At 68.6% G+C, this 24,917-nt stretch carries 29 protein-coding genes, 1 other RNA gene and 2 pseudogenes; 16 read left to right on the forward strand and 16 right to left on the reverse strand.

The window, feature by feature from the left end; translation table 11 throughout:
• Positions 1-50 precede the first annotated feature (50 nt).
• A complete protein-coding gene (locus C7C45_RS22605; protein ID WP_110565687.1) occupies positions 51-1,274 on the forward strand; it encodes an MFS transporter in 1,224 nt (407 codons plus the stop codon).
• 92 nt (positions 1,275-1,366) lie between these two features.
• On the opposite strand, the gene C7C45_RS22610 is transcribed toward C7C45_RS22605, so the two are convergent.
• Positions 1,367-2,128 (reverse strand): sulfite exporter TauE/SafE family protein, encoded by a 762-nt coding sequence (locus C7C45_RS22610; protein WP_110565688.1) that lies wholly within the window; start codon positions 2,126-2,128, stop codon positions 1,367-1,369.
• Between the two features lie 128 nt (positions 2,129-2,256).
• On the opposite strand from C7C45_RS22610, the gene rnpB reads away from it, so the two are divergent.
• From rnpB to C7C45_RS22630, 4 genes are all read left to right on the forward strand, one after another.
• Positions 2,257-2,672, forward strand: an RNA gene (rnpB, locus tag C7C45_RS22615) — RNase P RNA component class A.
• A gap of 148 nt (positions 2,673-2,820) precedes the next feature.
• Positions 2,821-3,138, forward strand: a complete 318-nt coding sequence (locus C7C45_RS22620) for a hypothetical protein (RefSeq protein WP_110565689.1) — start codon at positions 2,821-2,823, stop codon at positions 3,136-3,138.
• Positions 3,139-3,265: 127 nt separating this feature from the next.
• Positions 3,266-3,799, forward strand: coding sequence for a hypothetical protein (locus tag C7C45_RS22625; RefSeq protein WP_110565690.1), 534 nt, complete (start codon positions 3,266-3,268; stop codon positions 3,797-3,799).
• Positions 3,800-3,853: 54 nt separating this feature from the next.
• Entirely contained in the window at positions 3,854-4,834 is a 981-nt protein-coding gene (locus tag C7C45_RS22630) for a threonine ammonia-lyase (RefSeq protein ID WP_110565691.1), read from the forward strand.
• Here the strand turns inward: C7C45_RS22630 and C7C45_RS22635 are convergent.
• Positions 4,828-5,361: an SUKH-4 family immunity protein gene (locus C7C45_RS22635; RefSeq protein WP_167454793.1), complete on the reverse strand. Its 534-nt coding sequence runs from the start codon at positions 5,359-5,361 to the stop codon at positions 4,828-4,830. The two genes, C7C45_RS22630 and C7C45_RS22635, sit on opposite strands and share 7 nt — an antisense overlap.
• Positions 5,362-5,543: 182 nt before the next feature.
• Between C7C45_RS22635 and C7C45_RS22640 the strand changes: the two genes are divergently transcribed.
• Genes C7C45_RS22640 through C7C45_RS22650 form a run of 3 tightly spaced genes read left to right on the forward strand, consistent with a single transcriptional unit; the run spans position 5,544 to position 7,761 of the window.
• Complete coding sequence (locus C7C45_RS22640; RefSeq protein ID WP_110565693.1) at positions 5,544-6,152, forward strand: dihydrofolate reductase family protein; 609 nt, start codon at positions 5,544-5,546, stop codon at positions 6,150-6,152.
• Between the two features lie 53 nt (positions 6,153-6,205).
• Complete coding sequence (locus C7C45_RS22645; protein WP_110565694.1) at positions 6,206-6,529, forward strand: YciI family protein; 324 nt, start codon at positions 6,206-6,208, stop codon at positions 6,527-6,529.
• Positions 6,526-7,761 carry an RNA polymerase sigma factor gene (locus C7C45_RS22650; RefSeq protein WP_110565695.1) on the forward strand — a complete coding sequence of 412 codons (1,236 nt, stop codon included), beginning with the start codon at positions 6,526-6,528 and terminating at the stop codon, positions 7,759-7,761. The genes C7C45_RS22645 and C7C45_RS22650 overlap by 4 nt, the downstream gene beginning before the upstream one ends.
• 119 nt (positions 7,762-7,880) lie before the next feature.
• Here the strand turns inward: C7C45_RS22650 and C7C45_RS22655 are convergent, their stop codons facing one another.
• The 6 genes from C7C45_RS22655 to C7C45_RS22680 form a co-directional block, all read right to left on the reverse strand.
• Complete coding sequence (locus tag C7C45_RS22655; RefSeq protein WP_110565696.1) at positions 7,881-8,213, reverse strand: glyoxalase superfamily protein; 333 nt, start codon at positions 8,211-8,213, stop codon at positions 7,881-7,883.
• A 95-nt stretch (positions 8,214-8,308) separates the two neighbouring features.
• Positions 8,309-8,650 (reverse strand): hypothetical protein, encoded by a 342-nt coding sequence (locus C7C45_RS22660; RefSeq protein WP_167454794.1) that lies wholly within the window; start codon positions 8,648-8,650, stop codon positions 8,309-8,311.
• Between the two features lie 174 nt (positions 8,651-8,824).
• On the reverse strand, positions 8,825-9,307 hold the full coding sequence (locus tag C7C45_RS22665; RefSeq protein ID WP_110565697.1) for a GNAT family N-acetyltransferase: 483 nt from the start codon (positions 9,305-9,307) through the stop codon (positions 8,825-8,827).
• 189 nt (positions 9,308-9,496) lie between these two features.
• Positions 9,497-9,790, reverse strand: coding sequence for a hypothetical protein (locus C7C45_RS22670; RefSeq protein ID WP_425271159.1), 294 nt, complete (start codon positions 9,788-9,790; stop codon positions 9,497-9,499).
• A gap of 101 nt (positions 9,791-9,891) precedes the next feature.
• A complete protein-coding gene (locus C7C45_RS22675) occupies positions 9,892-10,083 on the reverse strand; it encodes a DUF397 domain-containing protein (RefSeq protein ID WP_110565699.1) in 192 nt (63 codons plus the stop codon).
• Positions 10,070-10,876, reverse strand: coding sequence for a helix-turn-helix domain-containing protein (locus C7C45_RS22680; RefSeq protein ID WP_110565700.1), 807 nt, complete (start codon positions 10,874-10,876; stop codon positions 10,070-10,072). The genes C7C45_RS22675 and C7C45_RS22680 overlap by 14 nt, the downstream gene beginning before the upstream one ends.
• Before the next feature lie 318 nt (positions 10,877-11,194).
• On the opposite strand from C7C45_RS22680, the gene C7C45_RS22685 reads away from it, so the two are divergent.
• Both C7C45_RS22685 and C7C45_RS22690 read left to right on the forward strand, forming a co-directional pair.
• On the forward strand, positions 11,195-11,461 hold the full coding sequence (locus C7C45_RS22685; protein ID WP_110565775.1) for a hypothetical protein: 267 nt from the start codon (positions 11,195-11,197) through the stop codon (positions 11,459-11,461).
• Positions 11,458-11,724: a hypothetical protein gene (locus C7C45_RS22690; RefSeq protein ID WP_110565701.1), complete on the forward strand. Its 267-nt coding sequence runs from the start codon at positions 11,458-11,460 to the stop codon at positions 11,722-11,724. The genes C7C45_RS22685 and C7C45_RS22690 overlap by 4 nt, the downstream gene beginning before the upstream one ends.
• A 68-nt stretch (positions 11,725-11,792) precedes the next feature.
• Here C7C45_RS22690 and C7C45_RS22695 read toward each other — a convergent pair whose 3' ends face one another.
• Entirely contained in the window at positions 11,793-14,588 is a 2,796-nt protein-coding gene (locus tag C7C45_RS22695) for a TIM-barrel domain-containing protein (protein WP_110565702.1), read from the reverse strand.
• A gap of 186 nt (positions 14,589-14,774) precedes the next feature.
• Between C7C45_RS22695 and C7C45_RS22700 the strand changes: the two genes are divergently transcribed.
• Genes C7C45_RS22700 through C7C45_RS22710 form a run of 3 tightly spaced genes read left to right on the forward strand, consistent with a single transcriptional unit; the run spans position 14,775 to position 16,033 of the window.
• The gene (locus C7C45_RS22700; RefSeq protein WP_208641253.1) at positions 14,775-15,236 is read left to right on the forward strand and encodes a 3'-5' exonuclease family protein; all 462 of its coding nucleotides are present in this window, start codon (positions 14,775-14,777) and stop codon (positions 15,234-15,236) included.
• Positions 15,233-15,703 (forward strand): hypothetical protein, encoded by a 471-nt coding sequence (locus tag C7C45_RS22705; RefSeq protein ID WP_110565704.1) that lies wholly within the window; start codon positions 15,233-15,235, stop codon positions 15,701-15,703. The genes C7C45_RS22700 and C7C45_RS22705 overlap by 4 nt, the downstream gene beginning before the upstream one ends.
• A 3-nt stretch (positions 15,704-15,706) precedes the next feature.
• Complete coding sequence (locus C7C45_RS22710; RefSeq protein ID WP_110565705.1) at positions 15,707-16,033, forward strand: winged helix-turn-helix domain-containing protein; 327 nt, start codon at positions 15,707-15,709, stop codon at positions 16,031-16,033.
• 70 nt (positions 16,034-16,103) lie between these two features.
• On the opposite strand, the gene C7C45_RS22715 is transcribed toward C7C45_RS22710, so the two are convergent.
• From C7C45_RS22715 to C7C45_RS22725, 3 genes are all read right to left on the reverse strand, one after another.
• Entirely contained in the window at positions 16,104-17,033 is a 930-nt protein-coding gene (locus tag C7C45_RS22715; RefSeq protein ID WP_110565776.1) for an expansin EXLX1 family cellulose-binding protein, read from the reverse strand.
• 156 nt (positions 17,034-17,189) lie between these two features.
• Positions 17,190-18,125, reverse strand: a complete 936-nt coding sequence (locus C7C45_RS22720) for an alpha/beta fold hydrolase (protein ID WP_110565706.1) — start codon at positions 18,123-18,125, stop codon at positions 17,190-17,192.
• 632 nt (positions 18,126-18,757) lie between these two features.
• A complete protein-coding gene (locus tag C7C45_RS22725) occupies positions 18,758-19,996 on the reverse strand; it encodes an FAD-dependent monooxygenase (protein WP_110565707.1) in 1,239 nt (412 codons plus the stop codon).
• Between the two features lie 229 nt (positions 19,997-20,225).
• Here C7C45_RS22725 and C7C45_RS22730 point away from each other — a divergent pair, with 229 nt between their 5' ends.
• The gene (locus C7C45_RS22730) at positions 20,226-21,203 is read left to right on the forward strand and encodes a TetR/AcrR family transcriptional regulator C-terminal domain-containing protein (RefSeq protein ID WP_110565708.1); all 978 of its coding nucleotides are present in this window, start codon (positions 20,226-20,228) and stop codon (positions 21,201-21,203) included.
• 3 nt (positions 21,204-21,206) lie between these two features.
• Here C7C45_RS22730 and C7C45_RS22735 read toward each other — a convergent pair whose 3' ends face one another.
• The 3 genes from C7C45_RS22735 to C7C45_RS22745 all read right to left on the reverse strand — a co-directional run bounded on the left by C7C45_RS22735 (position 21,207) and on the right by C7C45_RS22745 (position 24,169).
• Positions 21,207-21,644, reverse strand: coding sequence for a hypothetical protein (locus C7C45_RS22735; RefSeq protein WP_146247374.1), 438 nt, complete (start codon positions 21,642-21,644; stop codon positions 21,207-21,209).
• Between the two features lie 267 nt (positions 21,645-21,911).
• The gene (locus tag C7C45_RS22740) at positions 21,912-23,459 is read right to left on the reverse strand and encodes an MFS transporter (RefSeq protein ID WP_110565710.1); all 1,548 of its coding nucleotides are present in this window, start codon (positions 23,457-23,459) and stop codon (positions 21,912-21,914) included.
• 92 nt (positions 23,460-23,551) lie between these two features.
• The gene (locus C7C45_RS22745) at positions 23,552-24,169 is read right to left on the reverse strand and encodes a TetR/AcrR family transcriptional regulator (protein ID WP_110565711.1); all 618 of its coding nucleotides are present in this window, start codon (positions 24,167-24,169) and stop codon (positions 23,552-23,554) included.
• A gap of 158 nt (positions 24,170-24,327) precedes the next feature.
• On the opposite strand from C7C45_RS22745, the gene C7C45_RS22750 reads away from it, so the two are divergent.
• Positions 24,328-24,678, forward strand: a complete 351-nt coding sequence (locus C7C45_RS22750) for a hypothetical protein (protein ID WP_146247375.1) — start codon at positions 24,328-24,330, stop codon at positions 24,676-24,678.
• Here C7C45_RS22750 and C7C45_RS35740 read toward each other — a convergent pair.
• A pseudogene (locus C7C45_RS35740) lies at positions 24,656-24,802 on the reverse strand (TetR family transcriptional regulator C-terminal domain-containing protein); the annotation flags it as partial. The gene C7C45_RS22750 and the pseudogene C7C45_RS35740 overlap by 23 nt on opposite strands.
• Here C7C45_RS35740 and C7C45_RS35150 point away from each other — a divergent pair.
• A pseudogene (locus C7C45_RS35150) lies at positions 24,803-24,910 on the forward strand (short-chain dehydrogenase); the annotation flags it as partial.
• Positions 24,911-24,917: the final 7 nt, after the last annotated feature.

Raw genomic sequence — 24,917 nt, forward strand, 5'->3', positions numbered from 1 at the left:
GTATGATACAGGATAAGTACCTGCATAATACAGCTAATTGAGGAGTCGGAGTGGATCGGCGTTCCGAACCGAACCGCAGTGCCATCTACGCCACCACACTGGTGGCCTTCCTCGCCATCGCCGGCATCGCCGTGGTCGACCCCATCCTGCCGGCCATCGGCGACGCGATCGGAGTCACCGCCTGGCAGGTCGAGTTGCTGTTCACCGCGTACATCGCGGTCATGGCCCTCGGCATGATCCCGGCGACGCTGGCCAGCGGCCGGTTCGGCTTCAAGCCGGTGCTCATCACCGGCGTCTCCGTGGTCGGCCTCGCCGCGATCCTCGCCTCGTTCAGCGACAACATCGTGCAGCTCTCCGTGCTGCGCGGCGTCTGGGGGCTGGGCAACGCGATGTTCTTCGCCACCGCCATGGTGGTGCTGGTCAACCTGGCCATCGACCGGGAATGGGTGGTCGGCCTCTTCGAGACCGCCCTCGGCCTCGGCTTCGCCGTCGGCCCGCTGATCGGCGGCCTGCTCGGCCAGATCACCTGGCGGCTGCCGTTCTTCGTCTGCGGCGTCTTCATGCTCTTCGCCCTCGGCGTGGCCGCCCTCAAGCTCCGCGAACCCACCAACCGGCAGGCACCGGTACGCGTCGGCCAGATCTTCGCCACCTACCGTCGGCCGGCGTTCATCGCCCTCTGCGTGGTCACCGGCACGTACAACTTCGTGTTCTTCGTGGTGCTCGGCTACACGCCGCTCTTCCTGGGGCTGGACATCGTCCCGCTGGGGCTGGCGTTCACCGGCTGGGGTCTCGGCCTGGCCACCGGCATCCTGGTGATCGGCCACCGGCTGGCCCACCGGATCGGCGCCGTGCAGACCGTCGGCGTCGCCATCGCCGGGCTGCTGGTCTGCATGGTGCTCTTCGCCACCTCGACCAGCACCGCCGAGTCGCTCGTGGTGCTGGTGCTCTCCGGACTCTGCATGGGGCTGGCCAACGCCAACCTCACCGACCTGGCGCTCGGTCTCGGCTCCAGCGACCGTCGGGTCGCCACCGGCGCGTTCAACCTGGTCCGCTGGGGTGCCGCCGCGCCGGCGCCGATCATCTCCGGCAAGCTCGCCGAGCACTCACTGGCGCTGCCGTTCTGGGTCGGCTTCGGGGTGCTCGCCGTCGGCGTGCTGGTCTACCTGGCCTTCGCCCATCTGATGGCCGCCGGCTACGGCGAGCGGGTGCTCTGGTCCCGCTGGAACCGCGCCGCCGCCGACACCAAACACGAGCCGGCCGGCGAAACGTACTAACCGCGCCCCCGGGGTCGCGCCACGCCGCGCCACACCACGCCGCGCCACACCGCGCCGCGGTGCGGCGTATCGGGGTGCGGGTAGAGGCGGCGTCAGCTCAGGGCACGCCAGAGCAGGTAGAGGCCGATCACCGTGCCGAACACCACGATCACCGTCTTGAGCACCACCGACGGCAGCCGGCGAACCAGCCGGGCGCCCACGTACCCGCCGATCAGGGTGGCCGGCGCGACCACCGCGACGGCCGCCCAGTTCACCGGGCCGAACAGGGCGAACACCACAAGCGTCGTCAACCCCACCACCGCGGAGAGCAGATTCTTGATCGCGCTCACCCGCGCCAGGGTCGCGTCCAGCACCAGGGCCAACCCGGCGACCAGCATCACCCCGAGCGCCGCACCGAAGTACCCGCCGTACACCGCACCGAGCGCGACCATCGTCTGCACCGCGACCGTCCGCTGACGCGGCGACAGGTCCCGAGGGTGACCGACAAGCCGGCGCAGCGGGTCCTGGAAGGCCAGGACCGCGGTCGCCCCCAGCACCAGAAACGGCACGACCAACTCGAACGCGCGGGCCGGGGTGGCAAGCAGCAGCAGCGCACCGAGAATCGTGCCGACAATGGTGGTGGGCACCAGCGTGGCCAGCGCCCGGGGGCGCGGCAGGTCCGCCCGGCTACCGGCCACGGCCGCCAGATACCCGGGGAACACCGCGATGGAGTTGCTGACGTTCGCCGGAACCGGGGGCAACCCGACCGCGATCATCGCCGGAAAGGTGATCAACGAACCACCACCGGCCACCGCGTTGACCGTGCCAGCGGCGAGACCGGCGGCGAGCAGCAGCGCGGTGTGGGAGAGATCCATAGCCCCACGAGGCTAGCCGTCGCCTTTGCGGGACGGATCTGCGGGACTGCCCTTGAGCTGCGCGATCTTGCCCAGGCGGGGCGGGAGTGTTGGCGGAGCGTCCGTCGTTAGGATGGGAGCGCGACGGACGAGTCGACCGGGCGGCCGCGTCGGCGGGCTTCGGCCCGCTGCCGAGGAACGTCCGGACTCCACAGGGCAGGGTGGTTGTTAACGGCAACCCGGGGCGACCCGCGGGACAGTGCCACAGAAAACAGACCGCCGACCCCAACGGGGACGGTAAGGGTGAAACGGTGGGGTAAGAGCCCACCAGCACCCCGGGTGACCGGGGTGGCTCGGTAAACCCCACCCGGAGCAAGGCCAAGTAAGGGTCGTCACCGCAAGATGACGACCCCGCGCAGACGCTTGAGGGCTGCCCGCCCGATGTCTGCGGGTAGGCCGCTGGAGCCTGCCGGCAACGGCAGGCCGAGATGGATGGCCGCCGCCGGCGCAAACCCCTCGGGGTACGCGCCGCGCACAGAATCCGGCGTACAGGTCGACTCGTCCGTCGCCCACCAGCTCAGAGCCTCGATCAAGGCTCTGAGCTGGCGCGCATTGCGGCTACGTGAGTGCACCCAGGCTGGCGCAGTGGACGCGGCCAGCGATGGTTCGGGCGCGCGGGTCCGAACCTCCGCGAGCTACGCGACGATGACCCGGTGGACGAACAGCCCGTCTTTACCGACCCGTGGTGGGACCTACGCCGAGGTGGCCCAACCGAACAACGACAGCGTGAAGCACTGCACGCCGAACTTCTGACCGAGGCGGCCGCCGGGCACCCTCTACACAGCCAACCCGTCGAGGTCATCGGCAGGTCCGGGGCCTCAGACGACATCGTTGTGGAACTGAGCTCTGGGGGCTGGGCCCTCGTCCACCTCACCTGGAAACGCGCGGCCGAGAGACTACCCTGGCCCGAGACCACCTTCTACAGCACGATCAAGGCCCTCGAAGAGGACATCCACGAGCCAGACTGGTAGGACGCAGGGAGACCATCTAGCCGGAGGCAGGACGGCCGAGGTGCCCGGTGTGGAGCCCTCGCCGATGCCGGTGGCTCCGCAAGGTTTTCTGGTGGCGTACTCCGGAAGCTGAGTGTGGACTGGGGAGATGTCCTCGCATCTGGATTTCTTCGCTGACTTCGCGGTCACCGGCATGGTCCTCGGCGTCGGTCTCGGCTCCCGTCCGGACGACTGGCCGGGCGTACTGGGGTCCGACTTCCATGAGGCATCGTGGACCGACCACCACCTGGTACGGCAGTTCGGGATCGTCGACGCCAACTTCTATGACGGGTCGGGCGAGTGGATTTGTGATTGCGTCAATATCAAGCCCTGGCAGTTGCATCGGTTCGACGACATGGTCCCCGAGGTGATCGGTAGCCGTTACGGGAGCTTCCCGCCCCGGGTGCCGTTCGAGGAGGTGGCCGACCGGCTCGTCAGCGCGGGCGTGGAGATCCATCACGTCCGCCGAGTGCATATGGCCTCCCTCGAAGAGTATTGGATACCGGATGGAGAGGTCATGTTCTGGTTGATCTCCGATTACCAGCTGGAAGACTTCCCCGCGCTACGGCTCGGGGACGTCTATGCGGTGTCCACCGCCACAGGCGTCGACCTTCGGGCAGACCTGCTGACCCGGTATCGCTGATGGGGGATCACATCCGCAGGCTGGCCTCTGCCGCTGCTGTGGCACGCTTCGGTGATGATCGAGCTCGCGGACATCGAGGCGGCCGCCGACCGGATCGCCGGCCATGTGGTCCACACGCCCACCGTGCCCAGCCCCGGCCTGTCCGAGCTGCTCGGCGTGCCCGTCACCGCCAAGCTGGAGCTGCTGCAACGTACCGGGTCGTTCAAGGCGCGTGGCGCGGCGGCGAAGCGGCTCGTCCTGGACGACGCCGAGCGGGCGGCGGGCGTGGTGGCGGTCAGTGGCGGCAACCACGGCATCGCGGTCGCGGTGATGGCCGGCGCCCTGGGCGTGGCGGCGACCGTGGTGATGCCCCGGACGGCGCCGGCGCGTGCCGTCGAGGTGGCCCGCGCGGCCGGTGCCGACGTCCATCTGACCGACGGCATGTCCGCCGCGTTCGCGCTCATGTCCCGGTTGCGGGAGGACGGCCTGACCCTGCTGCACCCGTTCGACGACCCGGTGGTGCTCGCCGGGCAGGGCACGGTCGGATTGGAGTTCGCCGACGACGCCGGTGAGTTGACCGACGTACTGGTCAGCGTCGGCGGCGGGGCGCTGATCTCCGGGGTGGCCGTGGCGCTGCGGGCACGCCGGCCGGGGGTACGCATCTGGGGCGTGGAGACCGAGGGCGCGCAGGCGATGTCGCAGGCCCTGGCCAAGGGTGGGCCGGTCGAGGTGCCACTGTCGTCGATCGTCACCACGCTCAGCGCGCCGACCGTCTCGCAACTCACCTACGACCACGTGGCTGCCCTGGTCAGCGACGTGCTCGTGGTCTCCGACGCCGAGGCGGTGCGGGGGACGGTGGAGTTGGCCGAGCATGCGAAGGTCTGGGCCGAGCCGGCCGCCGGATGCCTCCTGCCGGCTGCCCGCCGGGTACGGGAGCGGGTGGGTGACGATGCCCGGTTGGGTCTCGTGCTCTGCGGCGGCAACTCCACGGTCGCCGACGTGGTGTCGTGGACCGAGCGCGGCAGAAGCCCCGCTCGTGTCCGCGTCGATCAGTAGAGCCACCGGTCGAGCACTCCGGGCCAGAAGTGGGTTGTATGGGCGCCGTTCCCGAACGCGGGCGGGTCAAGGTCCCTGATGCGTGTCAACAGGTCGGCGTTCTCCGCGAGCGCCTGCTCTTCGGCCTGTCCGTCTTCGTCCCAGCGGTCGATGACGGTTGAGCTGGTCAGCCAGCTACCAACCAGGTGCAGCGAACACAGCCAGTGGATGACCGTCGAGTTGACGAACCCGGCGCTGCCGTCTGGCGACCATATGTGCACCTCACCGGTTTCCGGCGCGGCACCGTACATCCAGCGCGGGTCGTCGGAGTTCGCCAACCGGTACATCGTCGGCTCTGCGTGGAACGACACCGTACCGACGAGGTCATCGATCAGCGGTACGCCACTGGAGATCAGCACGGCCTTCTGCGGCTCGGGAAGCCGCCGCATCGCCACGTCCAGCTCGGTAGCACGCACCACTCGCCCGGTACCCGCCCAGGCCGCGACCGCTTCGAACGCGGGAGGCAACGGAAGACCCTCAGCAGGCACGCCGACGAGGGTAGTCCGGGCCAGCTTCCAAGCGCCCAGCGAACGTAGCGGCCAGGCATCCCATCCTCTCCCGGAAAATTCTCCAAAGAAGTTCGGGAGGGGGTGTCGGATCGGGGCGATGGTGTTCGTAGCAGGGGTGAGGCCTCCCACCAGGGGCGGCGCCAGGGCAAGGAACCCCGATCATGAAGCTGACGACCATGACCCAGATCTCGATTGATGGAGTCGTGCAGAGCAACGGCGCCCCCACGGCCGAGCACCCGAATGGGTTCGAGCGGGGCGGATGGGCCCAGGGGAAGGGCGACGACGGGACCAGGGCGTTCATCACGCAGACCTACCAGCGGGCCGACGCGTTCCTGTTCGGCCGGCGTACGTACGAGTTGTTCGCCGGCTCGTGGGGGGCAATCGACCAGATGCGCGCACATCCCATTGGCGTGGCCTTGAAGGAGGCCCCCAAGTACGTTGCCTCGACCACGCTCACCGCGCCGCGTTGGGACGACACGACCGTTCTCGGCGGTGACCTCGCGGCGGCCATCAGCGAGCTGAAGGAGAAGCCCGGGGGTGAGCTGCAGGTGCACGGGAGCGGCACCCTGGTCCGGTGGCTGCTGGCCAACGATCTGGTCGATGAGATGACTCTGATCGTGATCCCGGTGATCGTTGGACTGGGCGCGAGGCTGTTCCCGGATAGCGGTCCGGATCTTGCGCTCGATCTGGTCGAGTCGCGGGTCGACTCGAAGGGCGTGACGATCCAGGTCTTCCGGCCGGCCGGGCGCCCGCGGTATGCAGGGGCCTGAAGTCCCTGACCGTCGAACCACACTGTTGCGACACCAGAGGAGATGATCTTCAGATGCAGTATCTGGTTTCCGTGATCGATGACGAGAGCAGTCCCGGCAGCACGGACAGGCGGCCTGCCATCAGCGCGTTCAACGAACGACTGATCGCCGAGGGCTACTGGGTCTTCGCGGGCGGACTCGCGGGCACCGACGCGGCCACGGTCATCGACAATCGGGGCGAGCAGGCGGTGTTCAGCGACGGGCCTTTCGTGGAGTCGAAGGAGTACCTCGCCGGCGTCTGGGTGTGGGACGTCCCCGATCTGGATGTGGCGCTCAAGCTCGCCGCCGAGGCGTCGAAGGTCTGTGATCGGAAGATCGAGGTGCGGCCGTTCCAATGAGCGACGTCGAGGAGGCGGTCACCCGGGCCCACCAGGACGAGTGGGCCCGTGTGGTCGCCTCGCTGACCCGGCGTTTCGGTGACCTCGACATTGCCGAGGAGGCAGCCGCAGAGGCGTTCGCGACCGCCGTGGAGCGGTGGCCGGCCGACGGCGTACCTCCCAACCCCGGCGCCTGGCTGACCACCACCGCCGTTCGCAAGGCCATCGACCGGATCCGGCGCGAGAACAAGCGCGACGACAAGCACAAGGAGGCTCAGATGGTGTACGACAACACCCCGCCCGAGCCTCTCGGCGTCATCGACGACGACCGGCTGCGGCTGATCTTCACCTGCTGTCACCCGGCGCTGGCGATGGAAGCCCGCGTGGCGCTGACGCTGCGCATGCTCGGCGGGCTGACCGTGCCCGAGATCGCCCGCGCCTTCCTGGTGCGGGAGACCGCCTTGGAGCAGCGGATCACCCGCGCGAAGGCCAAGATCAAGGCGGCTCGGATCCCCTATCGTGTGCCGGCCGCCGAGGATCTCCCGGCACGCGTCTCCGGCGTACTCGCAGTGCTGTATCTGGTTTTCAACGAGGGCTACCTGGCGACCGGCCCCGACACCGATCCGGTACGTCACGGCCTGACCGCCGAGGCGATCCGGCTCACCCGCCTGATCCGCGCTCTGCTGCCGGAGGATGGTGAGGTGGCCGGGCTGCTGGCGCTGATGCTGCTCACCGAGGCTCGCCGCACCGCTCGGGTTTCGGCCAGCGGCGAACTGGTCACCCTCGACGAGCAGGACCGTGGGGCCTGGGACAAGGCGCTGATCGCCGAGGGGCACCGGCTCGTGCGCGAGCGCCTCGCCGCTGCCGCCGCCGGGATGGCCCCGGGCCGCTACCAGATCCTCGCCGCGATCAACGCCGTGCACACCTCCGCCCGCGACATCCGCGACACCGACTGGTCGCAAATCGTCGCCCTCTACGACCAACTCGTCCAACTCGACTCCTCGCCGATCGTCGCCCTCAACCGGGCCATCGCGGTCGCCGAGCTCGACGGACCGGAGGTGGCGCTGGCGGCCGTCGACCGTCTTGCGGACGAGCTGGCCGGCTATCACGCCTACCACGCGACCCGCGCCGACCTGCTGCGCCGGCTGGGCCACAGTCAGCGGTCGCGCGCGGCCTACGACAAAGCCATCGAGCTGGCCGGCAACACCGCCCAGACCGCCAACCTGACCCGCCGCCGCGACCAACTGCGGTAGCGCCCTGCTGCTTCTTCGGGCGGTGTTCGTCGTGGTTGGTGGTATTGGTCGACGTCTGACGGCCCGACGAAAGCCCCTGGCGGCCCACGGCCCTTGCCGGCAGCTTCACCGACTCCGGCTCATCGCGCCGCACCGACGCGGAGCCGATTGCCGTCCGGGTCTACCACCTCAAATTCGCGTCCCCAGTCCTTATGTTCGACGGCACCCACGCCGCAGGCTGCCGCTGCGGCATCGATATCGTTCACGTACAGGTACAGCAGGGTCCCCGGCCGCGCATCCTCGGTGTGCTCCGACAGATGGATCTCAACGCCGCCCCGGGCGATGCTCACGTAGAGCGGCAGGTCAGGGGCGAACCGGTGCTCCCACTGGCGCAAGAAACCAAGACGGGCGTACCACGTCGCGGCGGCATCCGCGTCCGTGGTCCACAGGACAGGCGCGAGGCGTTCGGTCATCCGGGCAGTCTGGCACCCCAGGTGCGATGGGACGGCACCTCCGTTGATCCGACGTGCCCTCGGCGTGCGGTGCAACCGCCGTACGGGCGCTGGGCCTACGGCCGCTCGTAGCCGCAGACGTCGTATAGCCAATAGTCGAAGTACCTGCGTACTGCTTCGCTGTCGCGGGGATCCAGTGCCAGCCAATCGCGGGCGGCGCGAGCCATCTCAGCAAAGGTGCGATCTTCCTCGTCAGGCTTGAGCTCAACCCGGTCGGTGAGCGCGCCCCACAGGCAGTACATGCTGCCTGCGTACTCGACTATGTCGATCACGTCGATCGTTTCGCCCATGAACTGCAAGCCGAGATCGTACGGATCGTCCGCGCGAAGGATCTGTTCGGAGAGGTCGCGGGCGCGTTCCAGGTAGGCCGACCATGCCTCGTCGTCTGAACCGCTCACACGCCGGAGGATCACACACGACCAAGTCCCCCTGCAACCTTGGCGCTGCGCGCCTCGCCCACGCCCGACAGCAGCAACACCACCGGATCCCCGCCTGACACAACGGTTGGCACGGCTCATCGAACTGGTGTGATCCGGGGCGGGGCACGTGGCCGCACCCCGCCCCGGATCAGATCAGAGTTCTCGGTAGTAGACGGCGACCGGCAGTGGCGTGCAACCCAGTGCTTCGTACAGGGCTCGGGCGGGAGCATGGAATCCGTCCCCGCCCGTGCCGATCGTGACGACCTCGGCGCCGAGGTTCCGCATCGCGGCGAACGCATGCTCGCACAGCACGGTGCCCGCGCCGAGCCGGCGGTGCTCCGCGGACACGGCGAGGATCGTGACGCTGGCCTGTCGGCGCTCGGGTTCTACCGCCCAGGCCACGTAGCCGGCGATGGCATCGTCGATCTCAGCGACCGCGACGTACCGATGCTCGGCGGGGTCATGAAGCCCGGCAACCTGCTTGACGTAGTCGTCGCGCCACTCGCCGTGCTGGTTGGCGTACACAATCTCGCCCACGAGAGGGCGGAAGGATTCTTCGTAGAACGGCCCGAACGTCTCGATGGTCAGTTCGGTGAGACGGGTCAGGTCATGCCGAAGAAACGAGCGGATACGCATGTGGGTGTGCCTTTCCAGCTGAGGTTCTGAAAGCCAAAAAATCGGGCATCAGATGGCCAGCCAGCGGCCGGAACGGCGGCAAGCCGACCCTCAGTGGCGGGTACGCCAAGCAGCGAAGCAACTCATGGTCGGAATCCTACGGGGCGCTGCAACCGCATTCGCGGCGCAGCGAGCCGATCGGAACCCGCGTCATGAGGGGAGCACATCGGCCGAGGAGAGCACGAGGCTTCTTCTGCCGCCCATCGTCTCGACCTCGTGGGAGAGCGTCACGACGACCTCGTCGCCGGCGATGTCGTCCGCTGCTGCCTCGATCCACAGTTCGATGGGGAACGCCGCATCGGCCGTGATGTTCTGCGGCGAGAGGACGGAAGCCTTCTCCACGATGCGGTGGTCCTGCCCCCGGGCATCGTGAACGGAAACCTCGATCCAGCCAGGGAAATCGTCTGAGGCCCAGCGAACGGCCGAGGCCCTCACCATCACCACCTGCCGAGTGTAGGCAGCAGACATTGGACCAGCACTAGACGGGACAGCGGCCGATTTTGGCGCTTCGGGCCGGCGCGAAGCTATCGCGCGTCTGGCCTTGGCTACGGCCGCGCGGCGACCTGAGCGACGAACGCCCGCCAGGCCGCCGGACCGAAGGTCAGGGCCGGGCCGGCAGGGTCCTTGCTGTCCCGGACGCCGACGACGCCGGGCAGGTTGTCGGCAACCTCGACGCAGTTGCCTCCCGACGAACCGCTGCGCCGGGACTTGCGCCAGGTGGCGTTAGTGAGGTCCATGATCGCTGTGCACTTCCTTCATCAGCTCGTTGGACTGTCGGCGCGGGAGCGCTTCGTTCCGCACGTTCTCCCACCTCGTCTGAAGAGTATGTAGTTCATCTTCGTTGTCGACCACGATCCCGCCTAGCTGATTTTCGAGGTGCCCGACCCAGGTTCCGTCGCTTGCACGTGCCAGCGCGAACGGTCCGGATAGCCCGATGTGGAGGCCGGCGCCCGCCGGAATCACGTGGACGTGAACGTGGGGCAACTCGGCGACGGTGATGAGGTGGGCGATCTGCTCGGCCATGATGCCGGCGTGTTCGTCGCCGGCGCGGCGGAGCGTGGACTCATCCAGTACGGCCACCACCTGCGGCGGCGTGTCAGCGGTCAGGATCTTGTGTCGGCTCATGCGGGCGCTTACCTGCTGGTCTACCTCTGTGGCGGACATGAGGTCGTTCAAGCGCATCACCACGCGGGCGTAGTTCTCGGTCTGAAGTAGGCCCGGAATCAGTAGTGGCTCGAACAGACGCAGTTGTCGCGCGCCGCGCTCGGCGTCCAGCCACGGCAGAAACCACGACGGTGCGCCAAGTTTCACCACCAGGCGTCCGAACAACCCGTCGTTGTTGAAGGCGCGGTCCGCTCCCCGGATGAAGTCCATCGTCAGCGCTCGGGTGCCGCTCTCCACGGCGCTGACATGCGAGGCGCTGAAGCCCGCTGCCCGGCCGAACGCCTCTTGCGTCATCCCGGACGCTCCACGAGCACGGCGGATCTCGCTCACGATGAAGTCGGCGAGAGGGCTCGGTACGTCAGCCACGCAACGCTCCTCAAATCGGAGATCAACTACCCGAGGCGCCACAGGTCTGGAGCCTGTCCTGCCAGCTCAGCCCGGACACCGGGGATGCCTTCCGAGCGTAGTGGCATCCACAGCAGAGTGTCACCAGGCGGCGCGGCTGGTGGGGCCACGAGACCCGGTGGTCGCGTTCGTAGCGGGGCCGCTCCCGTCGGGTGAGCACTCACGGGAGCGGCCCCTTCCCAGCGGGACCGAGGGGGAGAGCGTGCCCGACGACAAGCCCGAGAATCCCTGCCCGAGCCGTGCTTTCGCGTACCCCTGGGGTTTGCCGTGATCGGGAAGATGAAGGCCGGCGACGTGGTCTACCTGGCCACTGCCGCGAGCGTGCAGTTCCTGCGCCCGATCTTCGTGCGCGTCATCCGCGAACTGTCCGAGCGGCACACGTACGACGGGTGGGTGTGGATTGAGGGTTACGAGCTGAACGCGGCGGGCGACGCGGTGGCGCGACGTGAGTTGTACGTGCTGCGGGCGGGCGTGCGGTTGCAAGCCCTGCCCCTCGTACCGACCAGGCCAGCCAAACGCCGTCGAGGTCCGGTGAGGGTGGGATGACCGCCCGCCCTCGCCCGCACCTGCCGATGCGTCCGGCGTGGCTGTGCCGCAACTGTGCCGCGCCCTGGCCGTGCGGCCCGGCTCAGCTCGCACTCGTGGCCGAGTTCTACGGCCATTCGATCGCCCTGGCGTTCTACCTCGCCGCGTCGATGCAGGAGGCGATCGACGACGTGTACGGGCTGGGGCTGCGTCCGGACCTGTCCGCGATGCACGGCAGGTTCCTCGGCTGGTTGTCGCTGGCCCGCCGGCCTCGCCGACGCTGAGCCCAGCCAACGAACCGGCCGGGTGGGTTACCCCACCCGGCCGGCGTCTGGATCCCTGCAAACAGGCTCTAGTGCTTCTTGAACACCGGCATGGTGTCCAGCGTGGTGGTGATGTTCTGCGTGGTGCCGCCCCGGTACGTCTTCCCGGTGAAGATGTCGGTCCAGCTGTTGCCCGGCGGGAACCACACCGACGTCGTGGCGGTGTTGCCCGGCGTCGTCACCGGTGCCACCAGGTAGTCCGGGCCGTAGAGGTACTCGGAACCGGCGGTGGCGTACGCGGCCTGCTCATTCGGGTAGGCCAGGTACATCGACCGGACGATGGGCGTACCCGTGCGGGTGGCCTCCTGGGCTGCGGCGTAGGTGTACGGCAGCAGCTTCTCCCGCAGGTCCAGGAACTTCTTGGCCGACGCGTTCGCCTCCGGGCCGTACTGCCAGGGCAGCCGGTCGCTGTGGTTGGAGTGCAGCCGGTCGATCGGCTGGAACGTACCGAACTGAACCCACCGGGCGTAGAGGTCGTCGGGCAGTTTGGTGCTGTCCGGTTCGGTGCCCGGCTCCTGCAGACCGCCCGTGTGCCCGCCGATGTCGTGGCTGACCGCGGCCAGGCCGGTCGCGGCGGACTCGCCCGGCGTGTAGCCGACCTCCATCCGCAGGGTCTCCCAGTTGGAGGTGGTGTCACCGGTGAAGTGCAGCGTGGTGCGCTTGTCGGCCCACGGTCCGGTCGACACCGGGGTCGGGCTGCTGTAGCCGCCGGCCTGCAACGAGCCGTACGCCCGGGAGAACGCGAAGCCGGTCTTGTCGGCGTACTGCTGGTTGATCCATGCGTCCCCGGTCACGCCGGCGAGGGAGGACTTCGTGTTGTCGCAGCACCAGTCCAACCACCAGAGGTCCGGGCCCTTGGTGCCCTTCGGGAGCATCTCGTCGTGGAGCTGCATGTACGCCTTGAGCTGGTCCGGGTCGCCGAAGTCGAACGTGTAGCAGTCGGCGCCGCCGTTGCAGCCGACGCGCTGCAGTTTGCCCTTCGCGGTGGCCTGCGCCTTCGCGAACTTCGGGTCCGAGCCGAGGATGCTCGGGTGGATGTTGAGGCCGGTGTGCAGGCCCTGCTTCTTGGCCCAGTCGAAGAACGCCTTCGGGTCCGGGATCCGGGTGGGGTCGATGCTCCAGCCGTTCCACTTGTCCGGCGCCTTCACGTCGGTGTCGACGACGAGCACATCCATCGGCACACCCTCGGACTTGGCCCGGGCCACCAGGTCCTGGAACTCGGTCGCGGTGCGGTCGTAGTACTCGGAGTACCACACCCCGTACGCCCACTTCGGCAGCAGCTTCGTGGGCCCGGTCAGGGTCGACAGGTCCTTCAGAGCACGGTTGAAGTCCTGGCCGTACGCGAAGACGTAGCCGTCCTGCTCGGCGGCGGGCCGGGGCTTGGTGTTGCTCAGGGCCGAGGCCGAGTCGTCGAGCAGGTACCAGCCGTCCTGGTAGAGCAGGCCCGGAGCGGTGAGTGCGGCACCGGACACGCCGTCCAGGCCCCGACGGTAGCCGCCGAGCGGCGCGTGCGGGGCGAGCAGTGGGGAGGCCGCGCTCGTGACGGCGACCGTGTCCACGTTGACGTTGCAGCTGGCATCCGTGGGGCAACCCAACGTCACGGTGTTGGTGCCGCGGTCGAGGTGGACCGGGACGGAAACGGTGTTCCAGTAGTCCCACCCGCTGGTCGGCGGAAGGGTCGCCGTGACCGGCGCCGCCGTGCCCGCCGTGACCGACATGGTGCGCGCCTGGCTCGGCTGGGAGCCGGCCTGGCCGTTGGCGTAGCGGATCTGCACCTGGTAGCGACCTGCGGACGGAACATCCGTCACGGTCAGCGTGTCGCTGGACGTGGTGCTTTCCAGGCCGGCCAGGAATCCCGTACCGGAAGCGCCGTTGTGGTCGTTCGCGGGCTTCGCGCCGCCGGTCAGCGCGCCGGTCTCGGCCTCTCCCAGGGTGCCGAACTTCAGGGGCTGCGGCTGGGGCGTGGCCGGCGCCGGGAACGAGTCACCCGGGTTGACCACCGCGAGGCTGTCGACGTTCACATTGCCGGAGTCGTTGGGACCCCGCACGACGCTGATCTCGTGCCGGCCCGCGGTGAGGTCGACCGGCACGCTGGCCGTGCCCCAGGTGTCCCAGTTCGCGGTGGGCGGCAGCGTCAGCGTGTGGCCGGCGTCGCCGTCGACCTGAACCGTCAGGGTGCGGTCCACGGTCTGGCCGTCGCCGCCAGCGCTGTTGGCGTAGCGGACGGTGAGCTGCTTCGTGCCGTCGCTGGGGGCGTCGAGCGCGAACGTGGCCGAGTCGCCGGACGACGCGAAACCGGCTGCGAAGCCGCGCCCGGTGTATCCCCGGTGGTCGGTGGCCACGCCGGGACCGTTGAGCTGCAGCGACTCGGCCTCGCAGAGCGCGCCGAACGCGCAGTCCGGAGCGGTGTGGCCGGCCCAGGGGCTGCCCTGCACGACCTGCTTGCCGGTCTTGAGCTGCACGGTGAGGTTGTCGGCGGTGAAGGTGCCCGAGCCGACCCGGTAACGCAACGTCATCGCGCCGGTGTCGATGGTGAGCCAGCCGTGCTCTTCGTGCTTCGTGAAACGCGTACGGGAGAAGTCATCGCGCCCGATGGCGTTGAACGTGGCGGCGTCGGTGAACTTGCCGTCCTTCTGGTACTCGGTGCGGATCAGGGTCGGGGACAGCACCTCGAACCGTGCGTCACCCGACCGGACGGCTCCGTCTTGCGCCTTGTGCTTGCTGGCCTGGGCCGGCGCGGACGGAGCGAGGATCAGCCCCGTGATGAGAGTGCCGGCTGCGGCGGCTGCTGCCGCGCTGCGTCGGCGTGAATCCCGATAGAGCAAGATGCGCTCCTCGTCTCATATGGAGGAAATGAGTCGATGACAACGCTGTCACTGGACCGAAACACATGTCAACAGGCCCTCGGAGAGCGGATCACATCCGATGCCCACAGGAAAGTACTTGCTTGAAGGGAAAGCATCCGCTACCTTTCCCTTCAGGCAAGTACTTTCTTTGGGGGGTGGATGATGGTGGCCACGGGTCAATGGCCGGCGCAGAACCCGGTCCAACAGCAGGTCAGCGGCCTGCCCGCGTGGTATTTCGTCCTGGCCGGTCTGCTCGTGGCCAGCTTCGACGTCAGTGAGCAGTTCCGCTCGGACTACCCGCTGGTCGCAGCGCTGCCAGTGGTCCTCATCGCGGTGCACATCACGCTCTGGTTCGCGCTGCTCGCGCGCCGCCGCCAGTACGTCCGCTCGGTGTGGCGCTCGCCCCGGGCCCGGCTGCTGGTCGTGCTGCTGTCCGGCGTTCGCCTGCTCCTCCAACTGTTCCTGACCCGAGTGGCGAACGCCGCGGCCCCGCTGCACACCTACGCGCACCTGATCATGGGCTTGGCGCTGCTGGTGCTGACGATGACGGGCGCGTGGTTCGATCAGTGGCTGATCCTGCGCACCGTGAACAAGCGCACGGAACAGACGAAGGAGTGGCAACGGTGAACGAGCCAACCCCGGAAGAGGCGGCGGCAGCGCTGCGCACGGTCCACGAGGGCAAGGAGCAGGTGATCAAATCCGCCGTGGAGTCCCGGTGGATATGGATCGTCAGCGGCCTGGCCGTGTTCCTCTACTCCCTGGCCAACGACCTGTTCCCGGCGGCGGGCCCTTGGCTGACCTGGCTCCTGCTCGCCTTCCTGCTCGTGGCGGTCGTCGGCCTGCGCACCAGGGTCGGCAGCACCCTGATCGGCCGGCCGGTCATCGTGTCCGGCCGCAGCCTCCCCCTCTCCGTCAAATGGCGCCTGCTGCGCATCGCGCCCGTGCTTGGTCTCGGGATCGCGGTGGCCCTGGTCGTCTCGCTGCTGCAGTTGCCGCACGGCGGCATCTACTACGGTGCCCTGGCCGGGATCTATATCATTTTCCTCAGCCCCAGGCTCCAGCTGAGGCTACTACGCCGGCAGGACAGGGACTGAGTAGTGGCCAAGCTTGACCCGCTTCTGCTGGACCCGACGAGACTGGCCATCGTCTCCCTGCTCGCCGCTGCGGAATGGGCCGAGTTCGGGTTCGTCCGAGATTCGGTGCAGCTCTCCGACTCCGCACTGTCAAAACAGGCCACCACACTGTCCAAGAACGAGTATGTCGAAGTCCGCAAGGGCTACGTCGGCAAGCGGCCACGCACCTGGCTCAACCTCACCGACGCTGGCCGGAGCAACCTGGCGGAGCACATCTCCGCACTCCAGGCCATCGCTGAGAAAGCCCGATCGGACGGCGCCCAGCAGCCCCGCGACCCGAGCGTTCCGTAAAGCCATCGGAGCCATGTGTCGAGCGGAAGCGCGGCGTGACCTGCGGAGCATTTCTCGGCCCCGGTAGCTGTCAGCAGCGAGGGCTGTGGAGCGGGGCGGCACCGGCGAGGGCTTCGACGGTCGCCGTCGGTGCGCCCGACTCCGCCGGGGTCGGCGAGGGCGTGAGGGTGGGGGTCGGCTGAGCCGAGGGCGAACTGCTCGGCGTACGGGCGGAGTCGGGTCCGGCGAGGGTGGCCGTGCTGCGTTGGACCTGCTTCGCGACCATCCGGATGGTGGCGGTCGCCTGGCGTCCGTACACGTCGGTGACCTTGACGCTGTAGGGCCCGGGGCCGAGGCCGTCCTCGACGGTCCAGTAGTTGTCTTTCTGGCGGGTCGTCTTGCGGAAGGCGCCGCTCGGCCCCTTCGCCTCGACCGACCGGAGTGGGTTGCCGTGGTTGCCGACCTGCACCGCGAACCAATACTGCGAGGCGCCGCGCTTCATCCGGAAGGTGAGCCCTCCGTCGAGCGGAGGGTTCACCACCGCCCGGTACGTCACTGGCACGATGCCCTGCGCCCGGTCGGCAATCTTGGCGAACGCCTCGTCGGAGAGGTCGATCTTGCCGGGTGAGCAGCCGCCGCACTGGTCCATGACCAGGACCCGGACCGTGCCCTTCGGGCCGCTCACGTCCAGGTAACTGCCGCAGGCAGCCGCACCCGAGTACTCGGATGCGCCGAGGGCCACGTAGAGCCGGTCCGCCGGAGGGCTCGGGAAGGAGCAGGTGCCGCCCGAGCGGCCGGCGTCGTAGTAGCTGGCCGTTCCCTTGTGGACGGCGTTTCCCGTCGGTGGCGCGGCGCAGGCCGGGGTGGCGCCGCCGCGTACGGCGAGGGTGATGCCGAGGACGGCGGCCAGGGCGGTGACCCCGGCACCGGCCAACCAGTGTCTGACCCGCCGACCCGACCGCTGCGGGCCATTGTTGCTGGCCGGGGCGTCGTCTTCGGGAGCCGTGTCTGGTGCCGTCACGGCGCCTGATGTTGCCGCACCAGGCCGCGGCAGCGCAAAGCCGGCGGGCGAACCGTCGAGCGCCTGCACAACTGCTCACGGCCTGATCAACACGACCACGTGTTGCGACGACCCCTGGAAACCGCCCCGCCGGTGGGGGAGGGCCTCTCCTTGCGGTCAGTGCTGTGCCGCGAACATGTCTTCGATCGCCTGGATAACGAGGTCGGGGCGATCTGTCGGGATCTCGTGGGAGGTGTCCTTGGCGGTGACGAGCTTGCGGTTGGGGGCTTCCTTGACGAACGAGGCGGCGGCGTCGCGCCAGCGCTGGGCGTCCTCGGGAGACCCGGCAAAGGGGGTCTTCTCCGACACCATGACCGTGGCCGGCACGGAGGCGGGCCACTTCACCTTGTGGAAGGTCTGGTGGGCGGCGGCGAAGCCTTCCGCGGTGGAGATGAGCTGGCGGTTCGCAGGATTCTCGGGATCCTTCTTCGCCACGTCGACGTCCGGCTGGCCCGCGGCCACGAGGCGGGGGATTTGCTCGTCGGTGAAGAACTGGGGGAGGTTGGCGTCGACGAGGACCGCGCCGGAGAGCATCTCCGGGTTGTCCTGGGCAAGGTTGTTCGCGATCTCGCCGGCCTGGGAGTGGGACACCAGGGTTACGTCCTTGGTGACGCCGAGTTGCTTGAGACCTGCCTTGAGGTCGCTGACTGCGCTCTCGACCTTCCACGCGCCGGGCACCACGTCGCTCTCGCCGAGGCCGGCCCGGTCGTAGGTGATGACGGTGGCGCCGGTGGCCGCGTGAAGCTTGGGGGCGATGTCCTTCCACTGCGAGGAGTACTCGCCGCCGCCGGAGTCCAGGACGATGGTGGAACCGCTGCCCTGCGTGACGTAGAAGGCCAGGCGATGTCCATCGTTGCTGACCATGTGCAGCTTCGCCGCGGCCGCCTGGCTGGTCGACGGCGAGGCGGACGATGTGGGGGGTTTCGAGGTCGAGGAGGTGGCGGAGGAACCGTCGTCGCCACACGCCGTGACGCCACCGGCAGCCAGGGCCAGCACGGCGAGAGACGACAGGATGCGATATGTGGACCGGTGCTTGCGGGGCGTGCGGGACATGAGGATCCTTCGACCGAAGAGGGGGCCTGCTGTACCCGTCCAAGCATTCGGAATCCTGATCGCTTACGCGATCCGGCTGGCTTGTCTGTTGGTGCTGAAGCTGACGCCAGTGCGCACCGTGGGGTTAGCCCCCGGCCCGGCTGATCGAAGCCGCCGCCGACACCGCCCACCGCCGCTAGGGCTTTGCGGGCCTGCTCGACGTCGGCGGCGCGTCAATATTCAGGGACAACTCCTCTTTATGCTCACGCATAAACGAGGGCTCGACCCAAGGGGGGCGATTTTGACGTAGTGCACGGCCTCTCTTCTGGGTTGACCTGCGTAGTAGCCATCCCCAGGGGGTCAGCTCACGTCGCATGGACAAGAGGCAGACAGCCAACTCCGGAGCGTTGTCGTAACGGAAGTAGGCAGAGCGAGGCATGTCGGCATCGGCCGTAACCGGTTCCAGTTCCCACGCCCGCCTACGGTACGGCCCTCCTAGTCGCCGGGTTTGGGTAAACAAATCTTTGTATGCCTCGCCAACCGTGCTTGAATCTAATTGTAAAAGCGTTTGATAGTAGCTTAGTTTTGCAAAAACCTCACTTATCTGCGATGCAATCGCCGACCTGGTCTCCCCGCAGCGTCTCATCCGGTGGCTACCCGACCTGGCCTTGGGCCGCGCCGTGGGGTCGGGCGGCCGGGGCGGTGGCGTAGTCGGGCAGCGTGATGGCGTCCGCCTTCTGGAACTGCCGGGCGAGGATGTCGCGCATCGGCCAGTGCCCCATCATCCGCATCGACTGGTTCCGCGCCCAGATCATGAGCCGGCTCTGGGGTGCGAACCCGCCGACCCCGCCGGGCGGCAACTCCTGGCACTGGCGGACGTAGTCGCGCATGACCTCCTGGTAGCGCGCGAACGCGAGCGCGTGGTCGTCGCCGGCCGAGGCCAACTCGCCGGCGAGCACGTACGCCCCGACCAACGCCATGCTGGTGCCCATGCCGGTCAGCGGCGAGCCGCAGTACCCGGCGTCGCCGAGCAGCGTCACCCGCCCCCGCGACCAGTTCGGCACGTGCACCTGGCAGATGCTGTCGAAGAAGAAGTCCGGCGCGTCCGGCAGCGCGTCCAGCAGCGCCGGCACCCGCCAACCCACCCCGGCGAAGGCGTCGGTGAGCAGGCGCTGCTGCTGGTGTACGTCGCGCCGGTCGTACTCCAGTGGCGGCGAGGTGAAGCTCAGCATGGCCTTCGCGGTGCCGCCCCGCTCGGGGCGGATCCCCGCGACCCGCCCGCCAGGCGCGTTGTACATGAGGAACCAGTCGTTCAGGTCGCCCGGATCCGGCACCGTGAAGTACGCGGTGTACCCGCCGAGCGGCCGCACGTACTCGTGCTCGGGTCCGAAGGCGAGCCGGCGTACGCCGGAGTGCACCCCGTCCGCGCCGACCACCAGGTCGAACGTGCGTACCGTGCCGCTGGCGAAGCGGACCTGCACCCCCGTGTCGCCCTGGTGGAGTTCGGTGATCCGGTCGGCGAAGAGGTACTCGACCTCGCCCGCGGTGGCGTCGTAGAGGATCTGGGTCAGATCGCCCCGCATGATCTCGACCTCGGCCACGATGCCCTCGCCGCCGAAGAGGTCGGCGGGCATCTGGGCCACCCAACGGCCGTTCGCGTCGACGTTGGCGACACCACGCTCGTCGACCTGGTCCTCGCGTACCCGTGGTATCAGGCCCATCCGCTCGACCACCTCGCGGCCGGCGCCGCGCAGGTCAACGGCCTGACCGCCGGGGCGTAGGCCCGGGGCGACCTCCACGACGGTGGGAGTGAAGCCGTGTCGGCGTAGCCAGTACGCCAGTGCCGGCCCGGCGATGCTGGCGCCGGAGATGAGGACGGTTCCGTTGGTCATTGATCATTCCCCGCTCGTGTACGGTGTACATCATGTGGCGTACAGGCTATGCAGACCGTTGGGCGCGGGGCAATACCCCTGTTGGCCAGGCATTTCGTCGGCAGCGCCGTACTAGTACTACTGCTAGTACGGTCCACCTGCGCGTCGGTCGGTTGCCGCGTCGTCGAGGTGAAATACCCGACACCGGCGTACTAGTACGCGAGGTCGGTGCGCGGGCGGGGGTGACGCGGTGAGCCGGCCAGAGGCGCCGTACCTGCGCATCGTCGAGGAGATCCGGGGCCGCATCGTCGCCGGCGAGCTGCGCCCCGGCGACCAGGTGCCCTCCGCCCGCCGGATCAGCCAGGAGTGGGGCGTCGCCATCGCCACCGCCACGAAGGTGCACGCCGCGCTGCGACAGCAGGGACTGACCGAGGCGCGTCCCGGCGTCGGTACCGTCGTCGCCAGCGCCCCGGAGCCTGCACGAGTCCCGGCGGCCGAGCGCGCGCGACAACCCCGTGGCGCGGGGCGGCCGGGAGGCGAGGGCGAGCTGAGCCGGGAGCGCATCGTCGCCGTCGCGATCGCCGTCGCCGACGCGGACGGCATGGCCGAGCTCTCCATGCGCCGCGTCGCCACCGAGCTCGGCGTCGCCACGATGTCGCTGTACCGGTACGTGGCGGGCAAGGACGAGCTGCTGCTGCACATGATCGACGCGGTGTTGGGCGAGGAGGAGGTGCCGCCGCGGAGCGCGGAGGGCTGGCAGGCCGACCTGGCGGCGATCGCCCGGTTGGAGTGGCGCTTCTTTCGCCGCCATCCCTGGTTGGCCCCGGCCATGTCGATCACCCGGCCCCAGCTCACCCCGAACACCGTGGCGATCAGCGACGGGGTGCTGCGCGCACTGGACGGCCTCGGCCTCGACTCGGAGACCCAGCTCTACGTGCACCTCACGCTCTTCAGTTTCGGGCGGGGGTTGGCGACGGCGATCGAGCCGGAGATCGAGGCGCAGCGCGAGACCGGCCTGACCAACGACGAGTGGATAGGTTTCCAGGAGGAGCGGCTGGCGGAACTTGCCGCCGACGGATCGCCGCTGCTGCGGATGGCCGTGCGGAACGACTTCGACTTCGACCTGGACCGGCTCTTCGAGTTCGGGCTGAATCGTCTGCTGGACGGGCTGGCGGGGCATCTGTCCGACGGCGGGCGGCCGGCCGCACCCGGCACGCGCGATGCCTGACCGTCAGCGTGGCCCTCGCGACCCGGGGGACACCTCGTCTGGCCACTGACGGCGGATCGTCACCGAACGCCACGCGTCGAAGGCCCAACCGAGGTCCGCCGAGTCGGCGCCGGTAAAAACCGTTTCCAGGTACGTCGCGCCGACGAAGGTGTAGCCGTAGAGGCTGAACCGGACGTCGCCGTCCTGCCGGTAGAGCCACGCGGCACGGTGACCGATCCCGTCCCGGCCACCCTCACCGACCTTGGCCGTCGGGTTCGGCGGCAGGTCGGCATCGAGCGAGGCGATGATGTCGGCCCCATCGGCGCAACGCCACGGGCTTCCTGGCACCACCCGCAACGTGTGACCGGGTGCGCGCCAGGTGGTGACGCCGTCCTTGACGCCGTCCCGCACCCATCCAGACGCAAGCTCGATCCACCAGCCGTCGCCCAGAGATCTCCGCACGCCTCAGTGTGACCCACGGCCAACGTTCGCACGGTCGGTCGTCACCTACCATCCAGCCTTGTGGTGGAGGGATTGTTCTGGGCAGTTGCCATGTCGCTCTGCGGTCTGCTGGGTTGTCTGGTGCCGTGCGCTCTCCTGGCGGCGGTGGCCGTCTGGCCCCGGCAGGGTGACCGCGGGTAGCGGCCAGAGGTTGAGGTGCCTCGGCGTCACCCACCCCGGCCGTCCGACTATGTCCCTGAGTATTCATTGCACAGCGGACATCAACGTCTACCGTGGCCGGCGCACGTCGGCGCGGTTGTCGACCAGCGGTACCTCGCGGATGAAGTACGCGCACACCAGTGCGATCGCGCCGGCCACTGCGGTGCCGATCGCGACGATGTGCAGGCCGTGGGTCACGGCCGCCGACCAGGCCGCGCGCACCGCCGGGGCCATCGCGCCGGGCTGTTCCGGGTTCAGCCGGATGTCACCGGACGACAGCAGATCGGCCGAGCCCAGCTTGTTGGTCAGGGTGCTGGTCAGGGCGCTGAGGTAGAGCGCGCCGAAGAGCGCCGCCCCGATGCCGCTGCCCATCGTGCGGGTCAGCGAGCCCATGCCCATGGCGGCGCCGATGTCGCGCGGCTCGACGCTCATCCGAATGATCAGAATGGTGTTCTGGATGAGGCAGCCGAGGCCGATGCCGAGCGGAATCCCGACCAGCGAGGCGAGCACCGGGTTGGTGTCCGGCCCGAGCAGAAGCACCAGCAGCATGCCGATCACCACCCCGGCTCCACCGATGATCGGCAGGATCCGGTACCGCCCGGTCCGGCGGATGTAGGCGGAGCTGCGGTTCATCACCACCACCATCCCGACCATCATCGGGATCAGCAGGAAGCCGCTCTTGACCGGGTCGACGCCGCGGGCGTTCTGGAAGTACTGCGGCAGGAAGTTGACGGTCGCGACCATGGTGACGTTGAACGCGAACCCGAGGACCTGGGCGAGGGAGAAATTGCGGGTGCCGAACATCCGGAACGGCACCAGCGGTTCGGGCGCCCGGCGCTCGACGTAGAGGAAGGCGGCCGTGGCGACCACCACCACCGCGCAGAGGCCGAGGATCAGCCCGGACTTCCACGAGTAGGTGGTGCCCGCCCAGCTTGTCACCAGGGTGAGGCAGACGACCGCCGCGGTCAGCAGGACCGTGCCGAGGTAGTCGATGCGTACCCTGGTCGCCTCCGGCCGCATCGGCACCTTGACCCCGACGACCGTGCCGAGCAGGCAGAGCAGTCCGAATGGGACGTTGACGTAGAAGATCCAGCGCCAGCTGAGCCCACTGGTGATGACGCCCCCGACGAGCGGACCGGCGATGAGCGCGACGCCTAGCAGTAGCCCGGTCCAGCTCGAGACCCGGGTGGACTCCTTGGGCGGGAGCAGCGCCTGGACCATCGCCACCGCGCCGACCAGCAGCCCGCCCGCGCCGACGCCCTGCAGGGCCCGGAACGCGATCAGCTCACCCATGCTCTGGGCCAGGCCGCACAGCATCGAGCCGGCGAGGAAGACCGCTACCGACAGCAGGAACATGGTCTTGCGGTTGTACAGGTCGCTGAGCTTTCCCCACACCTGCGTGGAGGCTGCGATCGCCAGCGCGTAGGACGTGATGATCCAGGTCATCGACTTGAGGCCGCCCAGATCGCCGACGATGCTCGGCAGCGCGGTGGCGACGATGTAGCTGTCCATCATGCCCAGGAACATGCCGCACAGCGCGCCGGCGATCCCGAGCCTGAAGAGACGGGGATATTCCCCCGCCCGCTCCGGCGGCGCGGCGGTGGTCGTTTCGGACATGGCGTCTCGCTCTCCCCGGCGTAACTGCGTGTGGACGCGGTGGATCCCGGGCGCTCGGCGACGCCCGCTGCATGACAGACAAAGGAGCCCGTTTACGTACGGGGCGGTGGCGGCAACCCCTCTGAGATGCTGGCGAACACCTCGCGCAGCACCGACGACATCGCCACGGACGGATCGGTCTGCACGTAGCGGTTCAGAACGGCGTTGAGCGCGCCGACGGTGACGTTGGCGACCAACCGCGGGTAGAGGTCTGCCTTCGGGTCGGTGCCGGTGCGATCGGCGATCGCCTCGACCAGGTCTTCAATGGTGTTGCGGGCCAGGGCGACCTGCATCTCCGGTGTCGCGTTGAGCTTGCGCACCTCAAGGATCTGCTCGTCGGTCGGCCGCCCGAACGGGACGCCGTCATCGCGCAGCGGCTCGATCAAGGCCTCGGCGATCGCTGTCCACAGCGGTTCCTCCGCCGGGCGGCTGCGCAACAGCTCGGCGCTGCGCCGGATCCGGTAGTTGACCCGGTATGCCAGGGCGTCGTACTTGCTGGCGAAGTAGTTGCTGAATGTCCGCAGGGACACCCCGGCGCGCGCCGCGACATCCTCCCGGACAAAGTTATCCAAACCACGCTCGAACATCAGCTCCAGGGCGGCGTCACTCAGCGCCTTTCGGGTGTCAAGCTTCTTGCGCTCGCGCAGCCCCGACCGTGCTTCCTCCGGCATGAGAACCACGGTACCCAGATGATTGCCTTGAAGGCAACTTTGCCCACAGGGCAATTCTGAGCTTCGAGGACCGGGCTCCGATCGCGAATCGGGAGCCGGCGATCGCACGCCTGGCGCAGGGCACGCGACTGTTGCAGGTCACCAAGAGCGGTGACGGGATGGTCATCGTGCGTGAGGTGGTCGACGGGCGGAAAGTCGCGCTGTTCGAGCCTGGTGGTGCCGTCTACGTCGACGGACCGCTACGGCCACGGGTCGCGGCCCTCCTGCCGGAGCACATCGGGATCGTCGCGGCGCTCGCCGTGGTCGGCGACGAAGTTGGTGCCGACCTGGATCGCGCAACCCTGGAGGGTCCGCTCGCCACGGCCCTGAGCCTGCTCAACGAGCCGCCAGCCGGTGAGGGCGGCAGGCGCGGCACGCCAGAGTCCCTTGGCCCGTCGCGGCGTCTGCTGGCGACGATGCCGCAGGTGGGAAAGAGGTTGCCGGGCATTAGCGGGGGCGCAGTCCGTTGAGGGCGGTGGCGACGACGAGGTCGGCGTACTCGGTGGTGAGCGGGCCGCTGCGTTGCAGCCATCGGTTGAGCACGGGCCCCCAGATCATGTCCACCGCCACACCGAGATCGATGCCCTCGGCGACGACCTGGCGTTCGACATCTCCCGCCGACGGATGGACACCTGGGCGCGCTGGGAGCAGGTCAGCCGAGCCGCCGAGCACGCCGTCGTGGCCACCGGGCAGGACCAGTGAGGGACTA

Source organism: Micromonospora arborensis (assembly GCF_003205615.1).
In the GTDB taxonomy this organism is placed as follows: domain Bacteria; phylum Actinomycetota; class Actinomycetes; order Mycobacteriales; family Micromonosporaceae; genus Micromonospora; species Micromonospora arborensis.